Here is an 18,900-nt window from a genome sequence, read left to right as displayed (position 1 = left end):
CTCATGAATATTTCCAAATTTTTTATTGATCGTCCGATCTTTGCCGGGGTACTGTCCGTCCTGATTCTACTGGCGGGCTTACTCTCCCTTTTCCAACTGCCAATTTCTGAATATCCAGAAGTAGTGCCACCCTCTGTCGTGGTACGTGCCCAATATCCAGGTGCTAACCCCAAAGTCATTGCTGAAACGGTTGCTTCTCCTTTGGAGGAATCCATCAACGGCGTAGAGAACATGCTGTATATGCAGTCTCAAGCCAACAGCGATGGCAACCTGACCATTACCGTCAATTTCAAGCTTGGGATTGATCCCGATAAAGCCCAGCAACTGGTCCAGAATCGGGTTTCTCAAGCTTTGCCACGCTTGCCAGAAGATGTACAACGTCTCGGTGTGACCACGTTAAAAAGTTCACCCACCTTGACCATGGTGGTGCACCTCACCTCTCCTGACAACCGCTATGACATGACCTACTTGCGGAACTATGCCGTGCTCAATGTCAAAGACCGTCTGGCACGCTTACAAGGCGTGGGTGAAGTCGGCCTGTTTGGTTCAGGCGATTACGCCATGCGGGTGTGGTTAGACCCACAGAAAGTGGCGCAACGTAACCTCACCGCCACTGAAATTGTGAATGCAATTCGTGAGCAGAACATTCAGGTTGCCGCAGGAACCATTGGTGCTGCACCCAACAATTCACCATTACAGCTCTCGGTGAATGCACAAGGCCGTTTAAGTACCGAACAGGAATTTGCCGATATTATTTTAAAAACGGCAGCAGATGGTGCCGTGACTCGATTGGGTGATGTGGCCCGTGTTGAACTGGCCGCTTCACAATATGGCTTGCGTTCATTACTGGACAATAAACAAGCTGTTGCGATTCCAATTTTCCAAGCACCAGGTGCCAATGCCTTACAGGTCTCTGACCAAGTGCGTAGCACCATGGCGGAACTGTCCAAAGATTTTCCAGCCTCGATTAAATACGACATCGTTTACGACCCGACTCAATTTGTGCGTTCAAGTATCAAAGCGGTAATTCATACCCTGCTTGAAGCGATTGCACTGGTGGTTGTGGTGGTGATCCTGTTCTTACAAACATGGCGTGCCTCGATTATTCCTCTACTGGCAGTACCCGTTTCAATCATTGGTACTTTCGCCTTAATGCTGGCCTTTGGTTATTCCATCAATGCCCTGTCCCTGTTCGGGATGGTGCTCGCCATCGGGATCGTGGTCGATGATGCCATCGTGGTGGTGGAGAATGTCGAGCGGAATATTGAAACAGGACTTAGTCCAAGGGATGCGACCTATCGTGCCATGCGTGAAGTCAGTGGACCGATTATCGCGATTGCATTGACCTTGGTTGCCGTGTTCGTCCCGCTGGCCTTTATGACCGGTTTAACAGGGCAATTCTATAAACAATTTGCCATGACCATTGCCATCTCCACCGTGATTTCGGCCTTCAACTCACTCACCCTGTCTCCTGCGTTGGCCGCTATGTTGCTGAAAGGTCATGATGCCAAACCAGACGTCCTGACCCGTGTAATGAATCGTGTTTTCGGACGCTTCTTTGCCCTGTTTAACCGCGTATTCTCACGCGCATCGGATCAATATGGTCGTGGCGTCAGTCGGGTTATTTCGCATAAAGCCTCAGCGATGGGTGTGTATGCAGCTTTACTTGGTCTGACCATCGGAATTTCTTATATCGTTCCGGGTGGCTTTGTGCCCGCACAAGATAAGCAATACCTGATCAGCTTTGCACAATTACCCAATGGTGCCTCACTGGATCGAACCGAAACCGTAATTCGGAAAATGAGTGATGCGGCACTGAAACAGCCAGGTGTAGAAAGTGCTGTGGCTTTCCCAGGCTTATCGATTAATGGTTTTACCAACAGTTCCAGCGCAGGGATTGTGTTTGTGACCTTAAAACCTTTCGCTGAACGCAAAGCGGCTGATCTTTCTGCCAATGCCATTGCCGGTGCTTTAAATCAGAAATACGCCGCGATTCAGGATGCTTATATTGCGGTCTTCCCGCCACCACCGGTGATGGGTCTCGGCACCATGGGCGGCTTTAAACTGCAGCTCGAAGATCGCGGTGCTTTAGGCTATGCCGAATTGAATAACGCAGCACAATCCTTTATGAAGGCGGCACAATCTGCACCTGAATTGGGGCCAATGTTCTCCAGTTATCAAATCAATGTACCGCAACTGAATGTCGATCTGGATCGGGTCAAAGCCAAGCAACAAGGCGTTGCCGTGACCGATGTATTTAACACCATGCAGATTTACCTCGGTTCACAATATGTGAATGACTTTAACCGCTTTGGTCGTGTCTATCAGGTACGTGCTCAAGCGGATGCGCCATTCCGTGCCAATCCTGAAGATATTTTACAGCTTAAAACCCGTAACAATGCAGGACAAATGGTGCCGCTGTCTTCTCTAGTCAATGTGACTCAAACCTATGGCCCGGAAATGGTGGTGCGCTATAACGGCTATACTGCTGCCGATATTAACGGCGGTCCTGCACCAGGTTATTCATCCAGTCAAGCCGAAGCTGCGGTTGAGCGCATTGCCGCTGAAACCTTGCCACGAGGGGTGAAGTTTGAATGGACTGACTTGACCTATCAAAAAATCTTGGCAGGTAATGCCGGATTGTGGGTGTTCCCGATCAGTGTGCTGTTGGTGTTCTTGGTTTTGGCGGCGCAATATGAAAGCCTGACCTTGCCATTAGCCGTGATTCTGATCGTCCCGATGGGTATCTTGGCGGCACTAACAGGGGTTTGGCTCACAGGCGGAGATAACAACATCTTTACCCAAATCGGCTTGATGGTACTGGTCGGGCTGGCCTGTAAGAATGCCATCTTGATCGTGGAATTTGCCCGAGAATTGGAAATGCAAGGCGCGACTGCATTCAATGCTGCGGTAGAAGCCAGCCGGTTACGTTTACGTCCGATCCTGATGACTTCAATCGCCTTCATTATGGGTGTGGTTCCACTGGTCACTTCAACCGGTGCCGGTGCTGAAATGCGTCATGCCATGGGCGTTGCGGTGTTCTTTGGCATGATCGGAGTGACCTTCTTTGGTTTGTTCCTGACACCTGCCTTCTATGTATTGATTCGTACCCTGAACAGCAAACATAAACTGCATTCGGCAGCTGTGCATGAAGCACCACTGCACAGTTCACACGATCACTAAGGAGCAGGATATGACAGGACTCAAGCCCCACTGGATACTCTCCTCACTCATAGGAAGCCTGCTGCTTGCAGGCTGCTCATTGGCACCGGAATATCAGCCTGCCAAGGCGGTTATTCCATTGCAATTCAAGGAAGCTGATGCTAAGTTGAACGATCCCAACTGGAGCATTGCCCACCCCGCTGATACACAGTCTCGCGGTGAATGGTGGCGTATTTTTAATGATCCACAATTGAATGATCTGCAACATCAGGCAATTGCGGGTAACCAAAATCTAAAAGCGGCAGCAGCCAATATTCAGGCCTCACGGGCCTTGAGGTCTGCTGCACAAGCTGAACGCTTACCTAGCATCGGCGCAGGTTTTGGGCCAACCCGCCAAAAACCCTCACCTGCGTCTTTAGGACTTGATTCGGATGCATCTACATCTGCACGTACTTTATGGCGGGCACAAGCCAATGTCTCTTATGAACTGGACCTATTTGGACGAATTGCCAGTAGTGTCAATGCGGCGACTGCAGATGTACAGCAACAGGAAGCCTTGTATCATTCGGCATTGTTAGCACTGCAAGCAGATGTGGCACAGGCTTACTTTCTGATTCGTCAATTCGATGCTGAGCAAGCCATCTATGCGCAAAACATCAAGTTACTGACTGAGAATCAAAATTTGATCCAAGCACGTTATCGCAATGGATTGGTCAGTGATCTGGATGTTTCTCGCGCACAAACCGAACTCTCGACCGCCCAAAGCAATGCGCTCAGCATTACACGGAATCGAGCCAGTACCGAACATGCGCTGGCGGTATTACTCGGGAAAGCGCCTGCCGAATTTAGCTTAGCGATTCAACCCTTGTCTGCTACGGTGATTCGCCTGCCTGCGGGTTTACCTTCGAGCCTGCTGGAACGTCGTCCCGATATCGCTGCTGCTGAGCGTGCCATGGCAGCTGATAATGCACGCATCGGTATTGCCCGTGCTGCCTTTTTCCCAAAACTGGATCTCACTGGTGCGTTGGGTTATGAATCAGCAAGTTTAGGAGATTTGGGCAAATGGTCGAGTCGAACTTTTTTACTCGGTCCCGTTGCTGGCACAATTTTGTCTTTACCGTTATTTGATGGTGGGCAACGTAAGGCGGGCATTGCTCAGGCACGTGCAGGCTATGAGCAGAGTATCGCCAATTATCGGCAGACCGTGCTGAATGCTTTCCGTGAGGTTGAAAATGGTTTGTCTGATCAGCGTATTCTGGATCAGCAAATACTGGCACAAGGTCAAGCACTTGCGTCATCCCGACATGCCCATCAGCTCTCACATTTGCGTTATCGTGAAGGCAGCATTAGTTATCTGGATGTGATTGATTCTGATCGGAGTATCTTGCAGCAAGAGCAACTCGCTGCACAGCTTCATGGCAGTCGGATGATTGCTAGTGTGGATCTGATTCGTGCTTTAGGTGGGGGTTGGCATACTGGGCAAGTAGAGTTGGTAAGGCAATAAAACTTAAATTGAGAAAATATACATGGATGTAGATTTTCTCGGTTATATCGGACAACTTAAATTTTATCTCAACCATCCTCAATCCGCATCTAGTCAAGAAAATGATTTGTTAGAAATATTTGAATGGATACAAAGTATAGAAATCTTTAGATATCGTACTCATTGTTTGCTTAAATTTTTCTTGTTCATCTTTACTTAAATTTTCATTTTTATCTAGTTCTTGTTCAAGTGCTTGATAGTGAAATGCCATTGTCAAACAATCAACTAACACTTTTTATCCCACCAACCCAGTAATGTTTCATCATCAAAATCTTCATAATTTTTATAAATATTAGTAAAAGCCCAGTTATTACCTGATATTTCACTGAAGTTTATAAAAAATTATTTACTCTTTGGATACCTTGAGTTGAGGAAACAATAATAGCCATATTATTCTCACTCAAACCATCTATAGTTCCTTCTAAATAGTCTAAAAGTTCATTCTTAAAATCTTCATAATCCTCAAGAGTTAAATTCGCCTCATAATCATGTATATTAAAATCCCCACCTCGATGTATAACCTTTACGGGTTCTTCGCTATTAAAAAATTTAAAAATATCACCTTTTGCTAAATTTAGAGCTAAGCCTAGGGCAGATAGTAGCTTATAAGTGTTTACATCTATATCTTCTACAAGGACTTCCTCTGCTTTAGTATTACCAGAGCTAGTTTTTCCTGCATAAATATTTAATACGTTTAAACTACGACCCATTTATCAAACACTTCCAAGCACACAATAAGAACCCAACAAATATTTACACCTACCTAATCAACATTAGATTTTAAAGCTATAACCCTCTTAAAAAGACCTTCTTTATGTTTCATAAAAAGTATAATTTTTCAGAAAACAACCTAAATAAAAGACTTAACTTTAAAAATAAAAAACAATTAACTTGCAGTATAATTGTTTTTACTCCACCAGTTCACTTTCAATTTAGCTCTAAAATTTTTTTATATATCACATCTGTATGTGGATCAATTGAAATTAATTTAAATGTATATTTTTTTGCTATAATTACAATTTGATAATCATGACTGTTAACAACAAAGCACCTATAATCTTTAATATTAACTTTAGAATATTCCCATTTCTCTCTTTTCTTTAAGTATTTCCTTATCACTTTAGAATCTAAAACCTCATATATAGATGATCTATACTCGGGCTCATCTACTAGGTAACTTCTAATTTTACTTTCAATTTTGACACTTAAGACATCATTAAATAAAATCTCTCCAAGTTTATTTTTTATCAGCTCAGCATTATCATCCCAGCATGTAAAATAGGTAATTAAATCATCCCGATAATGTTGAGTAAAAACATGACATTGGGGATCTTGCCAAAAGGGAATTTCTATTTCAACAATCATAACAACTCTTCTTTAAAACTAGTATTTTGGTAAGTTTGATGTACCTTGGCTCGGTAACCCATTATTTCTCAATCTCGAATTTAGATCTTTTCTTTTATCTAAACATCCTGAGTCATCTATAGCACTTATAGATGTAGCCTTGGTAGACTTTGCAATCAATAAACGACTATTACCATCTCTTGCAACCCATTGACCTTTTACATTAATTACACTAATAGGTGGAAAATTAGCAACTTGAGCTGCACCGTTATTAATTGAGCTTTGAATTGAAATTTTTCCATCTGGTGTATCAAATTTTGGGTTCACTGATCTTTGAGCAAAATTAATATCTTTAGGGTCTAATAGTAATATCCCCCCACAATCATCCTTACAATTATTTGTTTCTGATACATTGTTTTGCTTCTTCTTCTTAGCTAAACCTAAAGGATCAATCCAACTTACAGGATTCGGCGCGTAAGCATAAACGTTATTACCGCCCAACAACCCAATCGGATCTTTAGAAATAAAACGTCCTACATAAGGCGAATAATATCGATAACGGTTGTAATGTAAACCTGTTTCTTGATCCTTGCGCTTCCGACATAGCAATGCTCTGTCTTTGCTCATGCACCTTGAAAGCGGATATTATTGGTGACGATTTTTGAATTTTCAAAAAAGTTAGATACGGGCTTTGCTGCTTTGAACATATGAATCATATGACGCAAGGTCTTGCACTTGTGCAAAGCGTTACTTTGCAGAAACGAGTTAACCTCACGCCTTATATTCAGTTTCTAGATCAATTGACTCTTATAAAGCTAAATTAAACTCCAAAATACCATTCTAAGAAATCATTAAATGACTCCCACTTTTCAATAACATCTACTCCATTTTCAGAGTAACCAATTATTTCGACACTATTTTCCTCTTTATTATAAAAATATGCCCTTTCTCCCTCAAACTCTGAAATTACATAATAATTATCATTTAAACTCAAATCTCTTCTTAAACTATTATTAATAACTCTGTAATCACTATTTTCATACATCCAACATATTTGCCATAATTCAAAATTTTTTGAATAAAAACCTCCTGGATTTTCCTCTGCATGTGTATAGAAAATGCCAAAATCAGAGCTAGTATCCAAATTTAACTCTTTCAGAATCTCTCTATATCTTTCACAATCGATATCTACATCTTCAAACCAAGCATTTTTTTGCTTCAAATAATTAAATACTTTAAAACTTAACATAATTCCACCTTTATAAAGGATAGCCACTATTATTTCGGCTTTCTAACTCTTTATTGAAGTTAAATTATTCATACATAGTAGCTGCTAATAAAATTTTAGCTAAAATTTTCCAATCAATTTGATTTTTTTTAATTTTCTCTAATGCATCAAAATCTTTCATATTCTCAAAATACCCATCCATATCGTCCACCCAACTATTAAGACCTTCAAGATAATCAGCTAAATTGTTATTCTCCCATTTATTTAATGAGAGGTCCTCTATTAGTATTTGTGTAAATTCTAAAAAATCCTCTTTAGTATTGATTTTTTCAACTGTTTCATTCAGATTGTTCACTAGTTCACCACCGTAGATTGACCATTACCAAATTTTAATTTCATTGAAATTCCACCGTTTTTAGTCGACATTTCTCACTATTTCTAGTCTACTTCTTGAGCAAAAGCCCAAGTAATTGGCATACATTTCTTCGCCAAATTAATATCATCCAAAGCTAATGGGACCACTTTCATTTCAGGGTTATCTTTATAGAACTTTAATAATCTATCCAATAAATAGGCGTCCACCACAGCTTCCCTCTTCGATTGCAGGCTATTTGTTGCAAAACCTTAATTAAGCAGACTTTTAAGATTATTGAAATATTCGCTAAAATTATTAAATATCAAATAAAATTTCTTCCAAGATTTCTTTAGATTCTTGATCTAATTTATTGTTACCATTCAACTCAAGATAATATTTAATCAGTTCTTTTTTATCTACAGAAAAACCTATATTCACAGCATAAATATAAACATCATAAATAACAGATAGAGCATCCGATCTATTTTCCTTCTGTGGATTATTAATATATACATATACTAAAACATGCCACAATTTGATTAAAACATCATTTTAAAATATTTCCTCATTCAAATAAGGAGAAAACAGATCTGAAATCTCACCTAGCTCCTAAAATAAAGAATCTGTACTTAAATAACCTCCCACAAGCCTATTTAACTTATTAAGAATATTAAATTTCATCTTACCCCCTAAAATACCAACTTATTTCATGGAATTTTTATACACCCCAATTAAATTAATTAAATCATTCAACACCATTAAAATAAACAGACAACTCTTGAAATATTAAACCATCTATTTCAACAGAAAAAACAAAATCATCTTTATGCACTTTTAAAACAAAATAATTTCCTATATTTTCAAAAATCAACTCACCAAAACTATTTTTAATCTAATTTTCAATAGATATACTCCCCACCAATCGTGCTTTAAACTTTATAACAACAGTATTATAATCCTCTCCCCAAAAACCATATTTTTTAATATCTACATTTGGTCGTTCATTAACATGAAAATCGATATCACAATACCCAGATAGATCAACACTAAAGTGACCTACTTTTACAGGAAAAACAATACCATAAGGATAAAGTTTTTTAAAAAAAATGTTATTATCTATCATTCATATACCATTTTAAAACTTCCATTTTCCACCTCGAACATAACTTAAAAAATCCTCCATATTAGTGGTAGGTTCATTTTTAAATTTTACAATAGAATTAGGTGAACAATATCCTGTGATTATTGTTTGCAACTCATCCAAATAATCGAATTGATCTTGTAATTTCATATTTTTTGAATCATACTTTCTTCCATCAAAAAAATTTCATTTAAAGATTTATAAACTTCATTTCTCGTCACCCCTACATTAATATAGTCAGTTAATACATTATCAACATCCTCATCACCACCATTATTTTCTAACAGCCAAACTATTTTGTTTTTAAAATTTAATACACTCATTTTTTACTTCTAATCAAGTAATATCAATAACATTCAAACTATAAGAAGTATTGAAAAAGACAACCTTATTCCACACACCATCGTCATTAAAGCCCTCTAATTCAACCTTATCATCAGAGATATTTACAACCTGAATTAAAGTAAATAAATCTTTACCTTTATTTATTTCAAGTAAATCAAGTTGTTTGTATTCTTCAATACTACTATCATACATTTCAGCATTGAATGAAGTCCAATTTAGAAAAACCAACTCTACACTTTCTACATATTGTTTTAAACATATATCATAAGCTGCTGAAAATAAAATATAAAACTTATCACCATAAATCTTTATACTTTTTATATCCATATCTGCAGTTTCAATTTGTTCTAGCTTCATAAAAAAAACTCAACCATAACTAGACTAGCTCCACTCTTCATATAGAAAAAAACACAACACATCAATTAATCAACATCAACCAATTACTATTCATTAACAACACCCCCATAAAAGAATATTCCTTCTTAAGAAAAAATAACCTCAATTTTATTAACTAAACAGGCAATACAATTTTCATCACTAGGGTAAAAAAATCACTCCATGATTTTAAAAATACAAATTATGGAACAATTGCACAATTACACCTCCCCCAAAATAATATTAAATATGAAACCCCTTTTAGCTTTTCCTCGAAAAAACTTAAAGCCTCATTCTCATCATCAAAATCAAGTTCTTTTTTCTTTTAAGAAAAAATAATCTCTCCCAATATCCATTAGATTATTAAAAGGAAATAATGAATCCCAAAGTTTTTTTGATTCTTCACTCATTATAAAAAAAATTTCTTTCTTTTCTTTATCTGATAAAGAGCAATCATCAGAGTTAAAATGCTATGCTATTGGATATAGGTTTTCATCAAAAATCATTGAATTTCTACTTGCCATAAAAATTAAAATATTTAAATGAATATCCCTTTGCATGCACTTCAAAACAATGATCATATGTCCACAAAAGATATATATTTAATCCACTACTATCACTATTAGACTGATCAAAATTAAAACCAGAAACATTTGAAAATTTTCTTTCAAAATCATCATATTGAATCAAATTAAAACTCTTTACATTATTAAATCTTATTAAAAAAGGTTCAGATATTCTAAAATTACTCCCATCTTCATTTTTTAACTATACTAAAGTTAATATTAATCTCTAGACTATCCCCATTCACATCAAAAATAAAATTATTTAACAAAAAATCTGTTCTTGAACATAAAATTCCAAATTTTGTTTGTATGGGTAAGAATGTTGATTCGGACATATAGATTTACCTGTGTCTGTTGTTGAAAACCTACGTAAAGTTGCTTCTTTTTGTATCTTTTCGGGAATTGCCCACCTTACGCTCGGCCTTTAAAGGTATTTCTATTTAAAACTCACGAATTAAAATTAAATAAAAATCAAACATTCAGTTCATCCTTAAAAACATTTAATATCTCTAACATTTCATCTGTATTTTTTTCCAAAAAAGTAATACGGTCTACAACAACTTTTTCAAAGGAATTTTCAACACAAAAATTTAAATCTTCAACTAGCAAATCTAAAAACACCTTATCACCTAAAAAAAATAAATACAGATTTTCTTTTATATCAAAACCGAATAACAATCTTATACATGAATAAGAATCAACCCCAACATAACTTCCTTTTAGTAATAGCTTACTTTCACTATCACATTTAAAATCAATAATTTCCAGATAAATTCTTCTATCCTTATTATGAATTACCTTATAAAAAGTTTCCCAATCACTAAAAGGACCTACATAATGAGACAGATAAACATTTCTACCACCTACATCCCTTCTCAGATTTAAACTATTTTTCAAGGAAAAACCTTTAAAATCATTTTGCCCGAAGTAACCAATCTTATTCATAATAAGTTTACTTCTATTATAAACATTATTTTCAAAGCCAAAACCTACAACACTTAAAGCCCCATATTTTTCAATAATTTCTTGCAACAATAAAAAACAATTTTCATATTTTTCACTATCAGACTTTATATAAAAGAAATATTTTGACTGAATTTCCTCACCAGAAATGATTTTAAATAAACTTGATTTTTCTATGCTAGATATAATCATGTTGGGCAACCACCTATGTATTTATTAGTATTTCTAGGGTTTCCATTCTCGTATGAAAAATGCTCCCCATTTTTACCATGATAATGTGGTTTTTCAAATGTCTTATCATCATGAAACTCATGTCCATCTTTATGAACCCCAATTGTACCAACCTTTTGACCATCTCTATATATTTCTTCAACATGTAAACGCCCCGACTGCTTTAAAGATAAAGCCGATTGGGTCGAATCTTTATGTATTTGACTTTGATATGTTTGTGACGTTGGTATATTCTGTGAACGCATTGCTTCTCTTCTAGCTGCCCTTGAAGTTGTTAATGTTTTATCATTACCTGTCGCATTTCTTCTTGTATATATTTCTTTCGACCCAGATGGAGTTATTACTTCTTTTTATTCTTTATCTAAACCTAATGGATCAATCCAACCCACTGGATTCGGCGCGTAAGCATAAACGTTATTACCGCCCAACAACCCAATCGGATCTTTAGAAATAAAACGTCCTACATAAGGCGAATAATATCGATAACGGTTGTAATGTAAACCTGTTTCTTGATCCTTGCGCTTCCGACATAGCAATGCTCTGTCTTTGCTCATGCACCTTGAAAGCGAGTATTATTGGTGACGATTTCTGAATTTTCAAAAAAGTTAGATGCGGACTTTGCTGCTTTGAGCATATGAATCATATGGCACAAGGTCTTGCACTCGTGCAAAGGGTTGCTTTGCTGATACGAGCTCACCTCACGCCTTATATTCAGTTTTCTAGATTAGTTGGCTTTTATAAAGCTAAATTAAACCTCAAAATACCATTCTAAGAAATCATTAAATGATTCCCTATTTTCAACAACATCTACTCCATTATCTGTCAAATATTGACTTGCTTTAAGTGTTTCTTCATAAAAGAATTTCACTATATTTAATAAAAAAGCCAAAAATCAAATTTATGAAAATTTGGCTTGTGTAAAATTTTATGTAAAATATAGGAATTTAATCCCATTCATAACAACCAATATAAGTTAGAGTATTATACCGCTTATCTTTATCAACTTTTATTGGATCATCACCCCAGTAATAAAACATAGCATTAGCATTTTTTATTCCTTTATCCAAAGAGTCTTTTAACATTTTTTCATGATGATCAGGTTCAGGTGTCTCATCTATAATAGATCTTACATCATTAGCCTGCTCATCAAAATGATATCCCATAAAGTCTTGTTCTAACCAATCTAGACCAACCTCTTTGCAAAATTTTGGTAATCCATGTGAATCATCAAAATAATCCCAATACTCTTGTTCAGATATCTCTGTTAAACCCAACCATAGACGTAACTTTGTTTTAAAAGACATTTATAGCTCTCCTATACCAAATCGTTCCATATTGATATATTAATAGTTTAAACCAATGTCTGATCGATATGTTTGAGTATGACTTAATTGACCGCCTTCTGATCTCTGGCACTCTAAAAATTAATTTCCGTTGTCATTAAGTTATACAGTTAATTTCTACTTTTTGATCAGTGTTATAGCCTATAATTTCTTTGACAAGTATAAATATCTCACTACCCGATACTTCGTTGTAATATTTAAGGGTAATTTACTCTATAAGATCATAAACGATATCTATATTGTATTAAACAAAAACCCAGTAACTTATTCTGAGTTTTTGCTTTTTAAGATCAAGACCTAAATAATGGCAATGTAAATTTCAATATTCCATCCTCGTATTCAAGATAACCTTGCAAAATTAAATCAGTTATTTTTGATTTGTTGTATATATTACACTCAACAATAAACTCGCCATCCTCATCGGTATCCTCTATTTCAAAAATAGGTCTATTAGGAGATTTTACTTTTACACTTTCTATCTCGCTAAAGGGTATCAACGATAAAACATACGAATTATTATCAAAGTTCCGTTCTAATTCCTCAATAATTTCTTCATACATTGCTGATGACAACTCAAACTTTTCTTCAAGTTGATGCTGATCCTTTTGATTTAAATAATCTAAGAACTGATTTATCAACTGATATACATCTAACAATTTTTTCTCATTTATACTCATTTTTCAATATTTAACACAACCTGCATCCCATAATCTTACACATATATAGTTTCTCTTCAATAGTTACCACTCATGGAAATTTTCTTCTATTACATCACCCAAAGAATCCCCCAACTTATTATACTCACCATTATCTACATAATAAATATATACTTCTCCATTTACATTTATAAAAATAGGGTTACCTGCACCATCATCCGAAACTACTACTGATTTTAAAATATAGTTATCAACTTTCAAATCATCTAAAAGTTTTCTTGCTCTATTAGTTAATTCAATAACAGTTTCATCCCCCATCATCTCAGCATTTTTCAAACCATATATAGCTAAACCTGCGTATGAACCACCATATGTACTAACAAATAGCTTATAGTCCTCTGGAAGCTTTATTTTTAAGATATTTTCCACATTATTAATATCATCCAAAGTTAATGGAACCCCTTTCATTTCTGGGTTATCTTTATAGAACTTTGATAATCTATTTAACAAATCACTTTTCATTTTAATTTCTCAAAAAAATCTTAGGTTATATTGATGAATTACGCTTCTGTAATTCTCTTTGTGCTGAATCTTTCCAATACTCTTTTCTCCAATTATTAAAATCATCTCTCTCCTGACTTGTTAATCCTCCGCCTTTTTTCTTCCCACAAGGATGTTGTCCAGGATTTGTATGAGGCTTATCGTGGTGCTTTTGAGGCATAGCAACGATTGGACCTTTTGCATTTTGCTTATAATGGTGTAATACAATTGTATTTCCTTGTTTATCTTTACCTGATAAGCCAAAACCAGAGTTATTATTTGCATGATACAATTGTTTCAATTGTTTATCACTTAAATGGCTTAAATCTGTATATCCTGAAACTTGTAATTTTGTTCCACGACTGTCAGTGAATGAAATAGGGTTACGGTTTAAACCTAATGGATCAATCCAACCCACTGGATTCGGCGCATAAGCATAAACGTTGTTACCACCCAACAACCCAATTGGATCTTTAGAGATAAAACGTCCTACATAAGGCGAATAATATCGATAACGGTTGTAATGTAAACCTGTTTCTTGATCCTTGCGCTTCCGACATAGCAATGCTCTGTCTTTGCTCATGCACCTTGAAAGCGAATATTATTGGTGAAGATTTCTGAATTTTCAAAGAAATTAGACTTAGCATTTTTAGATTTACACTTAAAGCACGCTAGTTGATTCGCTTTGTGTAAGAATCACTGCTTCCGATCCTTGCTTGAAGCGACTTCTGCTAATAAATCTATGTCTTCAGGATCTCCATCAAATCTAATAATAGAAAATTTCGAAGTATCTCCTGTGATACCTGTCAAAATATCACTAATATAATAAAATCGTTCTTGATATGAAGAATTTCTTTCTACCGTAATATTCTCTTAAAATCTCCATCAGTGAATTATATGCTTCATAACGATTTTTTTAATAAACTATCAATCTAAAGATTAGTAACTTCTTCATTTTGGTGTAATGCTAATCACTTCATTTTAAAACTTATCATTTTTATCTTCACTACTATGGAATTGAATTTAGACTGATATTAACAAAATTTCATATCTTTAGCAGAATATATTGAAACATGCTTAAATAATCATTTTCGCAACTAAGCCCTGTCGGTAAAGTTGATGCATCAACTTTACCATTTACTTGTCTCATTCTTATCTGAAGCTCTTCTAAACTAGAACTTAGTCCTTGCTTCCCTGTTAAAAATGTCACCTCATGACTTAAACAAAGGATCAAAAAAATGTACATTACCATTAGTCAAATCAACATTCCCTTGAAGTATCAATGAAGTATCTTTTTCATAGTTATACACTTCACACTCTAAAATATATTCACCATCGTCCATTTCATCCAATTCAAATATAGGCATATTTTCCACTTCCTGTAAATGAATTTCATCAAAAGGAATCAATGATAGCTTATAATCACCATCAAAATAATTATTAAGAGTATTCTCTAACTCTTGATACATTTTTAAGGTAACCTCAAACTCAGATAACAAACTATTCTTATCTTTTTCATTAATGCATTTCAGAAAAAAATCTACAGTTTTATAGATATTAAATTCAATATTTTTATCTATCATTCATGTACCATTTTAAACCTTCCATTTCTCACCTCGAACATAACTTAAAAAATCATCCATATTAGTGGTAGGTTCATTTTTAAATTTTACAATAGAATTAGGTGAACAATATCCTGTGATTGTTGTTTGTAACTCACCCAAATAATCGAATTGATCTTGTAATTTTATATTTTTTTGAATCATACTTTCTTCCATCAAAAAAATTTCATTTAAAGATTTATAAACTTCATTTCTCGTCCCCTCTTCATTAATGTAGTCAGTTAATACATTATAAATATCCTCATCACTACCATTATTTTCTAACAGCTGAACTATTTTATTTTTAAAATTTAATACACTCATATTTACTTCTAATCAAGTAATATCAATAACATTCAAACTATAAGAAGTATTAAAAAAGACAACCTTATTCCACACACCATCGTCATTAAAGCCCTCTAACTCAACCTTATCATCAGAGATATTTACAACCTGAATTAAAGTAAATAAATCTTTACCTTTATTTATTTCAAGCAAATCAAGTTGTTTGTATTCTTCAATACTACTATCATACATTTCAACATTGAATGAAGTCCAATTAAAAAAAACCAACTCTACATTTTCCACATATTGTTTTAAACATATATCATAAACTGCTGAAAATAAAATATAAAACTTATCACCATAAATCTTTATACTTTTTATATCCATATCTGCTGTTTCAGTTTGTTCTAGCTTCATAAAAAACTTAACCATACCTAGACTAGCTCTACTCTTCATATCGACAAAAAATACAACACGTCAATTAATCAACATCAACCAATTATTAGTCATTAACAATACTCCCATAAAAGAATGTTTCTTCGTAAGAAAAAATAACCTCACTTTTATTAACTAAATAGGCAATACAATTTTCATCACTAGGGTAAAAAAAATCACTCCATGATTTTAAAAATATATATGGTGGAACAATTGCACAATTACACCTCCCCCAAAAGAATATTAAATATGAAACCCCTTTTAGCTTTTCTTCGAAAAAACTTAAAGCCTCATTCTCATCATCAAAATCAAGTTCTTTTTTTTCTTTTAAGAAAAAAGAATCTCTCCCAATATCCATTAGATTATTAAAAGGAAATAATAAATCCCAAAGTTTTTTTGATTCTTCATTCATTATAAAAAAAATTTCTTTCTTTTCTTTATCTGATAAAGAGCAATCATCAGAGTTAAAACGCCATGCTATTGGATATAGGTTTTCATCAAAAATTATTGAATTCTTATTCACCATAAAAAATATGTCCTTTTCCACTAGTTGGAGCTTTCTTTCCACCACTATAATCCAACCATTTTATATGTTGTAGATTATTTTGAGGTGCATTAATTGTATGAGATTCATTTGGATGATGCTCATATCCAACTTTATATTTTGTATCAGTATAAGTACCATATTCTGGTATATTCTTTTTTGAGTCATTTAAAAGCTTCTCTGCAGTTTCTTTATCCTGTACCCTAAAGTTAGGTTTACTTTTACCATCATTCTTTATACTATCAACGGCTTGTTTCCATTGTGGTGTATTTGGTTTAATAGTTGGTAAATTTGTTGCATCTCCAACTTCTTCTCCCGTCAAACCGCATCTCATCAGCCCTAATGGATCAGTCCAACCCACTGGATTCGGCGCGTAAGCATAAACGTTATTACCACCCAACAACCCAATTGGATCTTTAGAGATAAAACGCCCTACATAAGGCGAATAATATCGATAACGATTGTAATGTAAACCTGTTTCTTCATCAAAATACTGCCCTTGGAAGCGGATATTATTGGTGACGATTTCTGAATTTTCAAAAAAGTTAGATGCTGACTTTGCCGATACGCGCTCACCCCATGCCTTATATTCAGCTTTCCAGACCATTTGACCTAGAGCATCACTCATCTCCTGAGGCGTACCCAAATGATCACAATGATAGAAACAAATATCATCTAAGTTTTTTGCTGGGGCAGTCTTACGCCATAAAGGATCTTTGGCAATATGATAAGGCTGATCTGTCCAATCAGGTGTTTGTACAAGCTCAATCGGTTCACGATAGATTGCTTGCAGTAGAGGGACAAAACTATCCTTCTCATACACATAATGCTTGGTGATCTGTTCATTGGATTCGAATGCCAAAGTATTGCCACCCCAGCCATAAATCACATTCTGCTCTTCACCTGTATGATGGTGTTTACTACGTTTTTGAATACGCCGCCCTAAAGCATCATAACGATACTCCGCAGTGTATTCTGCATTACGACTCTTGATTAACCGCCCACAAGCATCCCACTCAAGGTACAAGTCCCCTTTAGATGACTTTTGACGCACCAATTGACCATAAGTATCGTACTGATATTGCTGATCTAGATATGCTTTAACAACATTATTCACCAAACGGTTATAACCATAAGCATGACTTGCTGTTGGGGCTGCACTCGGTTCTTGATGATGATTTCGATCAATAATGTTACTTGCAGGGTCAAAACTAAAGGTTTCTTTGCCCAGCTTACTATTGACTTCCAGTAAACGACCGACAGGATCGTATTTATACTGGATATTGCCACGGCGAGTATCTGCAATATTGAGCAATTGCCCCGTTTTATCGTACTGATATAAACGCTGAATCAACTGTTCAGTTTCTTGAATGGCATTGTTCTGTATTGCCTGCTGCGGCGATGTATATGCAAATTCATGCCCATTCAGCACGCGCTGCTGAGTCAGACGCCCCAGTTCATCATAATGCTGCTCTTGGCTAATCCCGTTGGCATAGTGGCGAACAGTTTCACGATGTAAATCGTCTCGTTCAAAACTGACAGTATCTTCACCATTCAGGACCAAACCATGAACATGCCCACTGCCATAGGTTAGCCAGTCGACCTGTTGTCCATCTGGACGTATGGTTTTAATCCGGTCATTAATTTCATCATAACTGTGTTTCCACACCGCAGTTTTATGCGTTTGATGATCTTGATGATGCTCTCTCACCAGATTACCGACGACATCGTAATACCACTGGAGATTGCTCTCATTATTTTTAGCCTGAATCAATTGGCCATTATTGTTATAGGCAAATTCTTCAACCTGTTTTTGTTCTAATTCCTGCTCGGTATAGCCATACCCTGCCTGACGCTGTTCCAGTCGTCCCATGCTGTCAAATAGGAATTGTTGAATACGATCTTTCGGTGCAGCCCGATCTTTTAAGTCCTGCCCAAATGCAGAGGCCACCTCAATACTGCTGGATAAATTACTATCTGTTTCATCGTATAGGCATCCGCTACATAGGTTAAACGGATATTTTCATCTCATGCCAATCAGCTTTCACATTTGCGTTATCGTGAAGGCAGCATTAGTTATCTGGATGTGATTAATTCGAATCGGAATATCTTGCAGCAAGAGCAACTCACTTCACAGCTTCATGGCAGTCGAATGATTGCCAGTGTGGATATTATTCGTGCTTTAGGTGGTGGATGGCATACAGGACAAGCAGAGCTGGTACAGCAATAACATACATTTAGAA

Annotated in this window: 18 protein-coding genes and 6 pseudogenes; 3 read left to right on the top strand and 21 right to left on the bottom strand. The window is 35.8% G+C overall.

Annotated elements, in window-relative coordinates; all coding sequences use genetic code 11:
* Positions 1-3 precede the first annotated feature (3 nt).
* Positions 4-3,183, top strand: a complete 3,180-nt coding sequence (gene adeG / locus J699_RS14075; protein WP_032866500.1) for a multidrug efflux RND transporter permease subunit AdeG — start codon at positions 4-6, stop codon at positions 3,181-3,183.
* Positions 3,184-3,193: 10 nt separating this feature from the next.
* Positions 3,194-4,666: an efflux transporter outer membrane subunit gene (locus tag J699_RS14080; RefSeq protein WP_032882731.1), complete on the top strand. Its 1,473-nt coding sequence runs from the start codon at positions 3,194-3,196 to the stop codon at positions 4,664-4,666.
* Positions 4,667-4,930: 264 nt separating this feature from the next.
* Here the strand turns inward: J699_RS14080 and J699_RS0218470 are convergent.
* From J699_RS0218470 to J699_RS0218425, 21 genes and pseudogenes are all read right to left on the bottom strand, one after another.
* Positions 4,931-5,415: pseudogene (locus J699_RS0218470) on the bottom strand (DUF4265 domain-containing protein).
* Positions 5,416-5,632: 217 nt separating this feature from the next.
* Entirely contained in the window at positions 5,633-6,070 is a 438-nt protein-coding gene (locus tag J699_RS14085) for a hypothetical protein (protein WP_032866495.1), read from the bottom strand.
* A gap of 18 nt (positions 6,071-6,088) precedes the next feature.
* Positions 6,089-6,750 (bottom strand): annotated as a pseudogene (locus J699_RS19320) (RHS repeat-associated core domain-containing protein); the annotation flags it as partial.
* A 119-nt stretch (positions 6,751-6,869) separates the two neighbouring features.
* Positions 6,870-7,298 (bottom strand): hypothetical protein, encoded by a 429-nt coding sequence (locus J699_RS14090; protein ID WP_032866493.1) that lies wholly within the window; start codon positions 7,296-7,298, stop codon positions 6,870-6,872.
* 64 nt (positions 7,299-7,362) lie between these two features.
* Complete coding sequence (locus tag J699_RS0218460; RefSeq protein ID WP_032866491.1) at positions 7,363-7,632, bottom strand: hypothetical protein; 270 nt, start codon at positions 7,630-7,632, stop codon at positions 7,363-7,365.
* An 892-nt stretch (positions 7,633-8,524) separates the two neighbouring features.
* Positions 8,525-8,755 (bottom strand): hypothetical protein, encoded by a 231-nt coding sequence (locus tag J699_RS19735; protein WP_050441667.1) that lies wholly within the window; start codon positions 8,753-8,755, stop codon positions 8,525-8,527.
* Positions 8,756-8,919: 164 nt separating this feature from the next.
* Positions 8,920-9,096 (bottom strand): hypothetical protein, encoded by a 177-nt coding sequence (locus J699_RS19470; RefSeq protein ID WP_165569283.1) that lies wholly within the window; start codon positions 9,094-9,096, stop codon positions 8,920-8,922.
* A gap of 13 nt (positions 9,097-9,109) precedes the next feature.
* Positions 9,110-9,475: a hypothetical protein gene (locus tag J699_RS14095; RefSeq protein WP_032866489.1), complete on the bottom strand. Its 366-nt coding sequence runs from the start codon at positions 9,473-9,475 to the stop codon at positions 9,110-9,112.
* Positions 9,476-10,530: 1,055 nt separating this feature from the next.
* Positions 10,531-11,214, bottom strand: a complete 684-nt coding sequence (locus J699_RS14100) for a hypothetical protein (RefSeq protein ID WP_032866488.1) — start codon at positions 11,212-11,214, stop codon at positions 10,531-10,533.
* A complete protein-coding gene (locus tag J699_RS19465; protein WP_079281771.1) occupies positions 11,211-11,498 on the bottom strand; it encodes a hypothetical protein in 288 nt (95 codons plus the stop codon). The genes J699_RS14100 and J699_RS19465 overlap by 4 nt, the downstream gene beginning before the upstream one ends.
* Positions 11,499-11,609: 111 nt before the next feature.
* Positions 11,610-11,881: pseudogene (locus J699_RS19460) on the bottom strand (RHS repeat-associated core domain-containing protein); the annotation flags it as partial.
* Positions 11,882-12,197: 316 nt separating this feature from the next.
* The gene (locus J699_RS14110; RefSeq protein ID WP_032866487.1) at positions 12,198-12,557 is read right to left on the bottom strand and encodes an immunity 22 family protein; all 360 of its coding nucleotides are present in this window, start codon (positions 12,555-12,557) and stop codon (positions 12,198-12,200) included.
* 329 nt (positions 12,558-12,886) lie between these two features.
* On the bottom strand, positions 12,887-13,252 hold the full coding sequence (locus J699_RS14115; protein ID WP_228129744.1) for a hypothetical protein: 366 nt from the start codon (positions 13,250-13,252) through the stop codon (positions 12,887-12,889).
* Between the two features lie 84 nt (positions 13,253-13,336).
* Positions 13,337-13,774: an SMI1/KNR4 family protein gene (locus J699_RS14120; protein ID WP_032866486.1), complete on the bottom strand. Its 438-nt coding sequence runs from the start codon at positions 13,772-13,774 to the stop codon at positions 13,337-13,339.
* 25 nt (positions 13,775-13,799) lie between these two features.
* Positions 13,800-14,171: an HNH/ENDO VII family nuclease gene (locus tag J699_RS19730; RefSeq protein ID WP_416202129.1), complete on the bottom strand. Its 372-nt coding sequence runs from the start codon at positions 14,169-14,171 to the stop codon at positions 13,800-13,802.
* Between the two features lie 3 nt (positions 14,172-14,174).
* Positions 14,175-14,479, bottom strand: a pseudogene (locus tag J699_RS0218440) (RHS repeat-associated core domain-containing protein); the annotation flags it as partial.
* A 524-nt stretch (positions 14,480-15,003) separates the two neighbouring features.
* Entirely contained in the window at positions 15,004-15,375 is a 372-nt protein-coding gene (locus J699_RS14125) for a hypothetical protein (protein WP_032866485.1), read from the bottom strand.
* A 12-nt stretch (positions 15,376-15,387) separates the two neighbouring features.
* Positions 15,388-15,717, bottom strand: a complete 330-nt coding sequence (locus J699_RS19455; RefSeq protein ID WP_165569282.1) for a hypothetical protein — start codon at positions 15,715-15,717, stop codon at positions 15,388-15,390.
* A 12-nt stretch (positions 15,718-15,729) separates the two neighbouring features.
* Positions 15,730-16,095: a hypothetical protein gene (locus tag J699_RS14130; RefSeq protein ID WP_032868165.1), complete on the bottom strand. Its 366-nt coding sequence runs from the start codon at positions 16,093-16,095 to the stop codon at positions 15,730-15,732.
* 85 nt (positions 16,096-16,180) lie between these two features.
* Positions 16,181-16,639, bottom strand: a complete 459-nt coding sequence (locus J699_RS0218430; RefSeq protein ID WP_171070829.1) for a hypothetical protein — start codon at positions 16,637-16,639, stop codon at positions 16,181-16,183.
* Positions 16,629-18,647: pseudogene (locus J699_RS0218425) on the bottom strand (RHS repeat-associated core domain-containing protein); the annotation flags it as partial. The pseudogene J699_RS0218425 and the gene J699_RS0218430, both read right to left, overlap by 11 nt.
* A gap of 33 nt (positions 18,648-18,680) precedes the next feature.
* Between J699_RS0218425 and J699_RS14135 the strand changes: the two are divergent.
* Positions 18,681-18,887 (top strand): annotated as a pseudogene (locus J699_RS14135) (RND transporter); the annotation flags it as partial.
* Positions 18,888-18,900: the final 13 nt, after the last annotated feature.

Source organism: Acinetobacter sp. 1000160 (assembly GCF_000588715.1).
Classification (GTDB): Bacteria; Pseudomonadota; Gammaproteobacteria; order Pseudomonadales; family Moraxellaceae; genus Acinetobacter; species Acinetobacter courvalinii.
The sequence above is the reverse complement of the archived record's forward strand: the minus strand, read 5'-3'. Positions and strand labels throughout refer to the sequence as shown.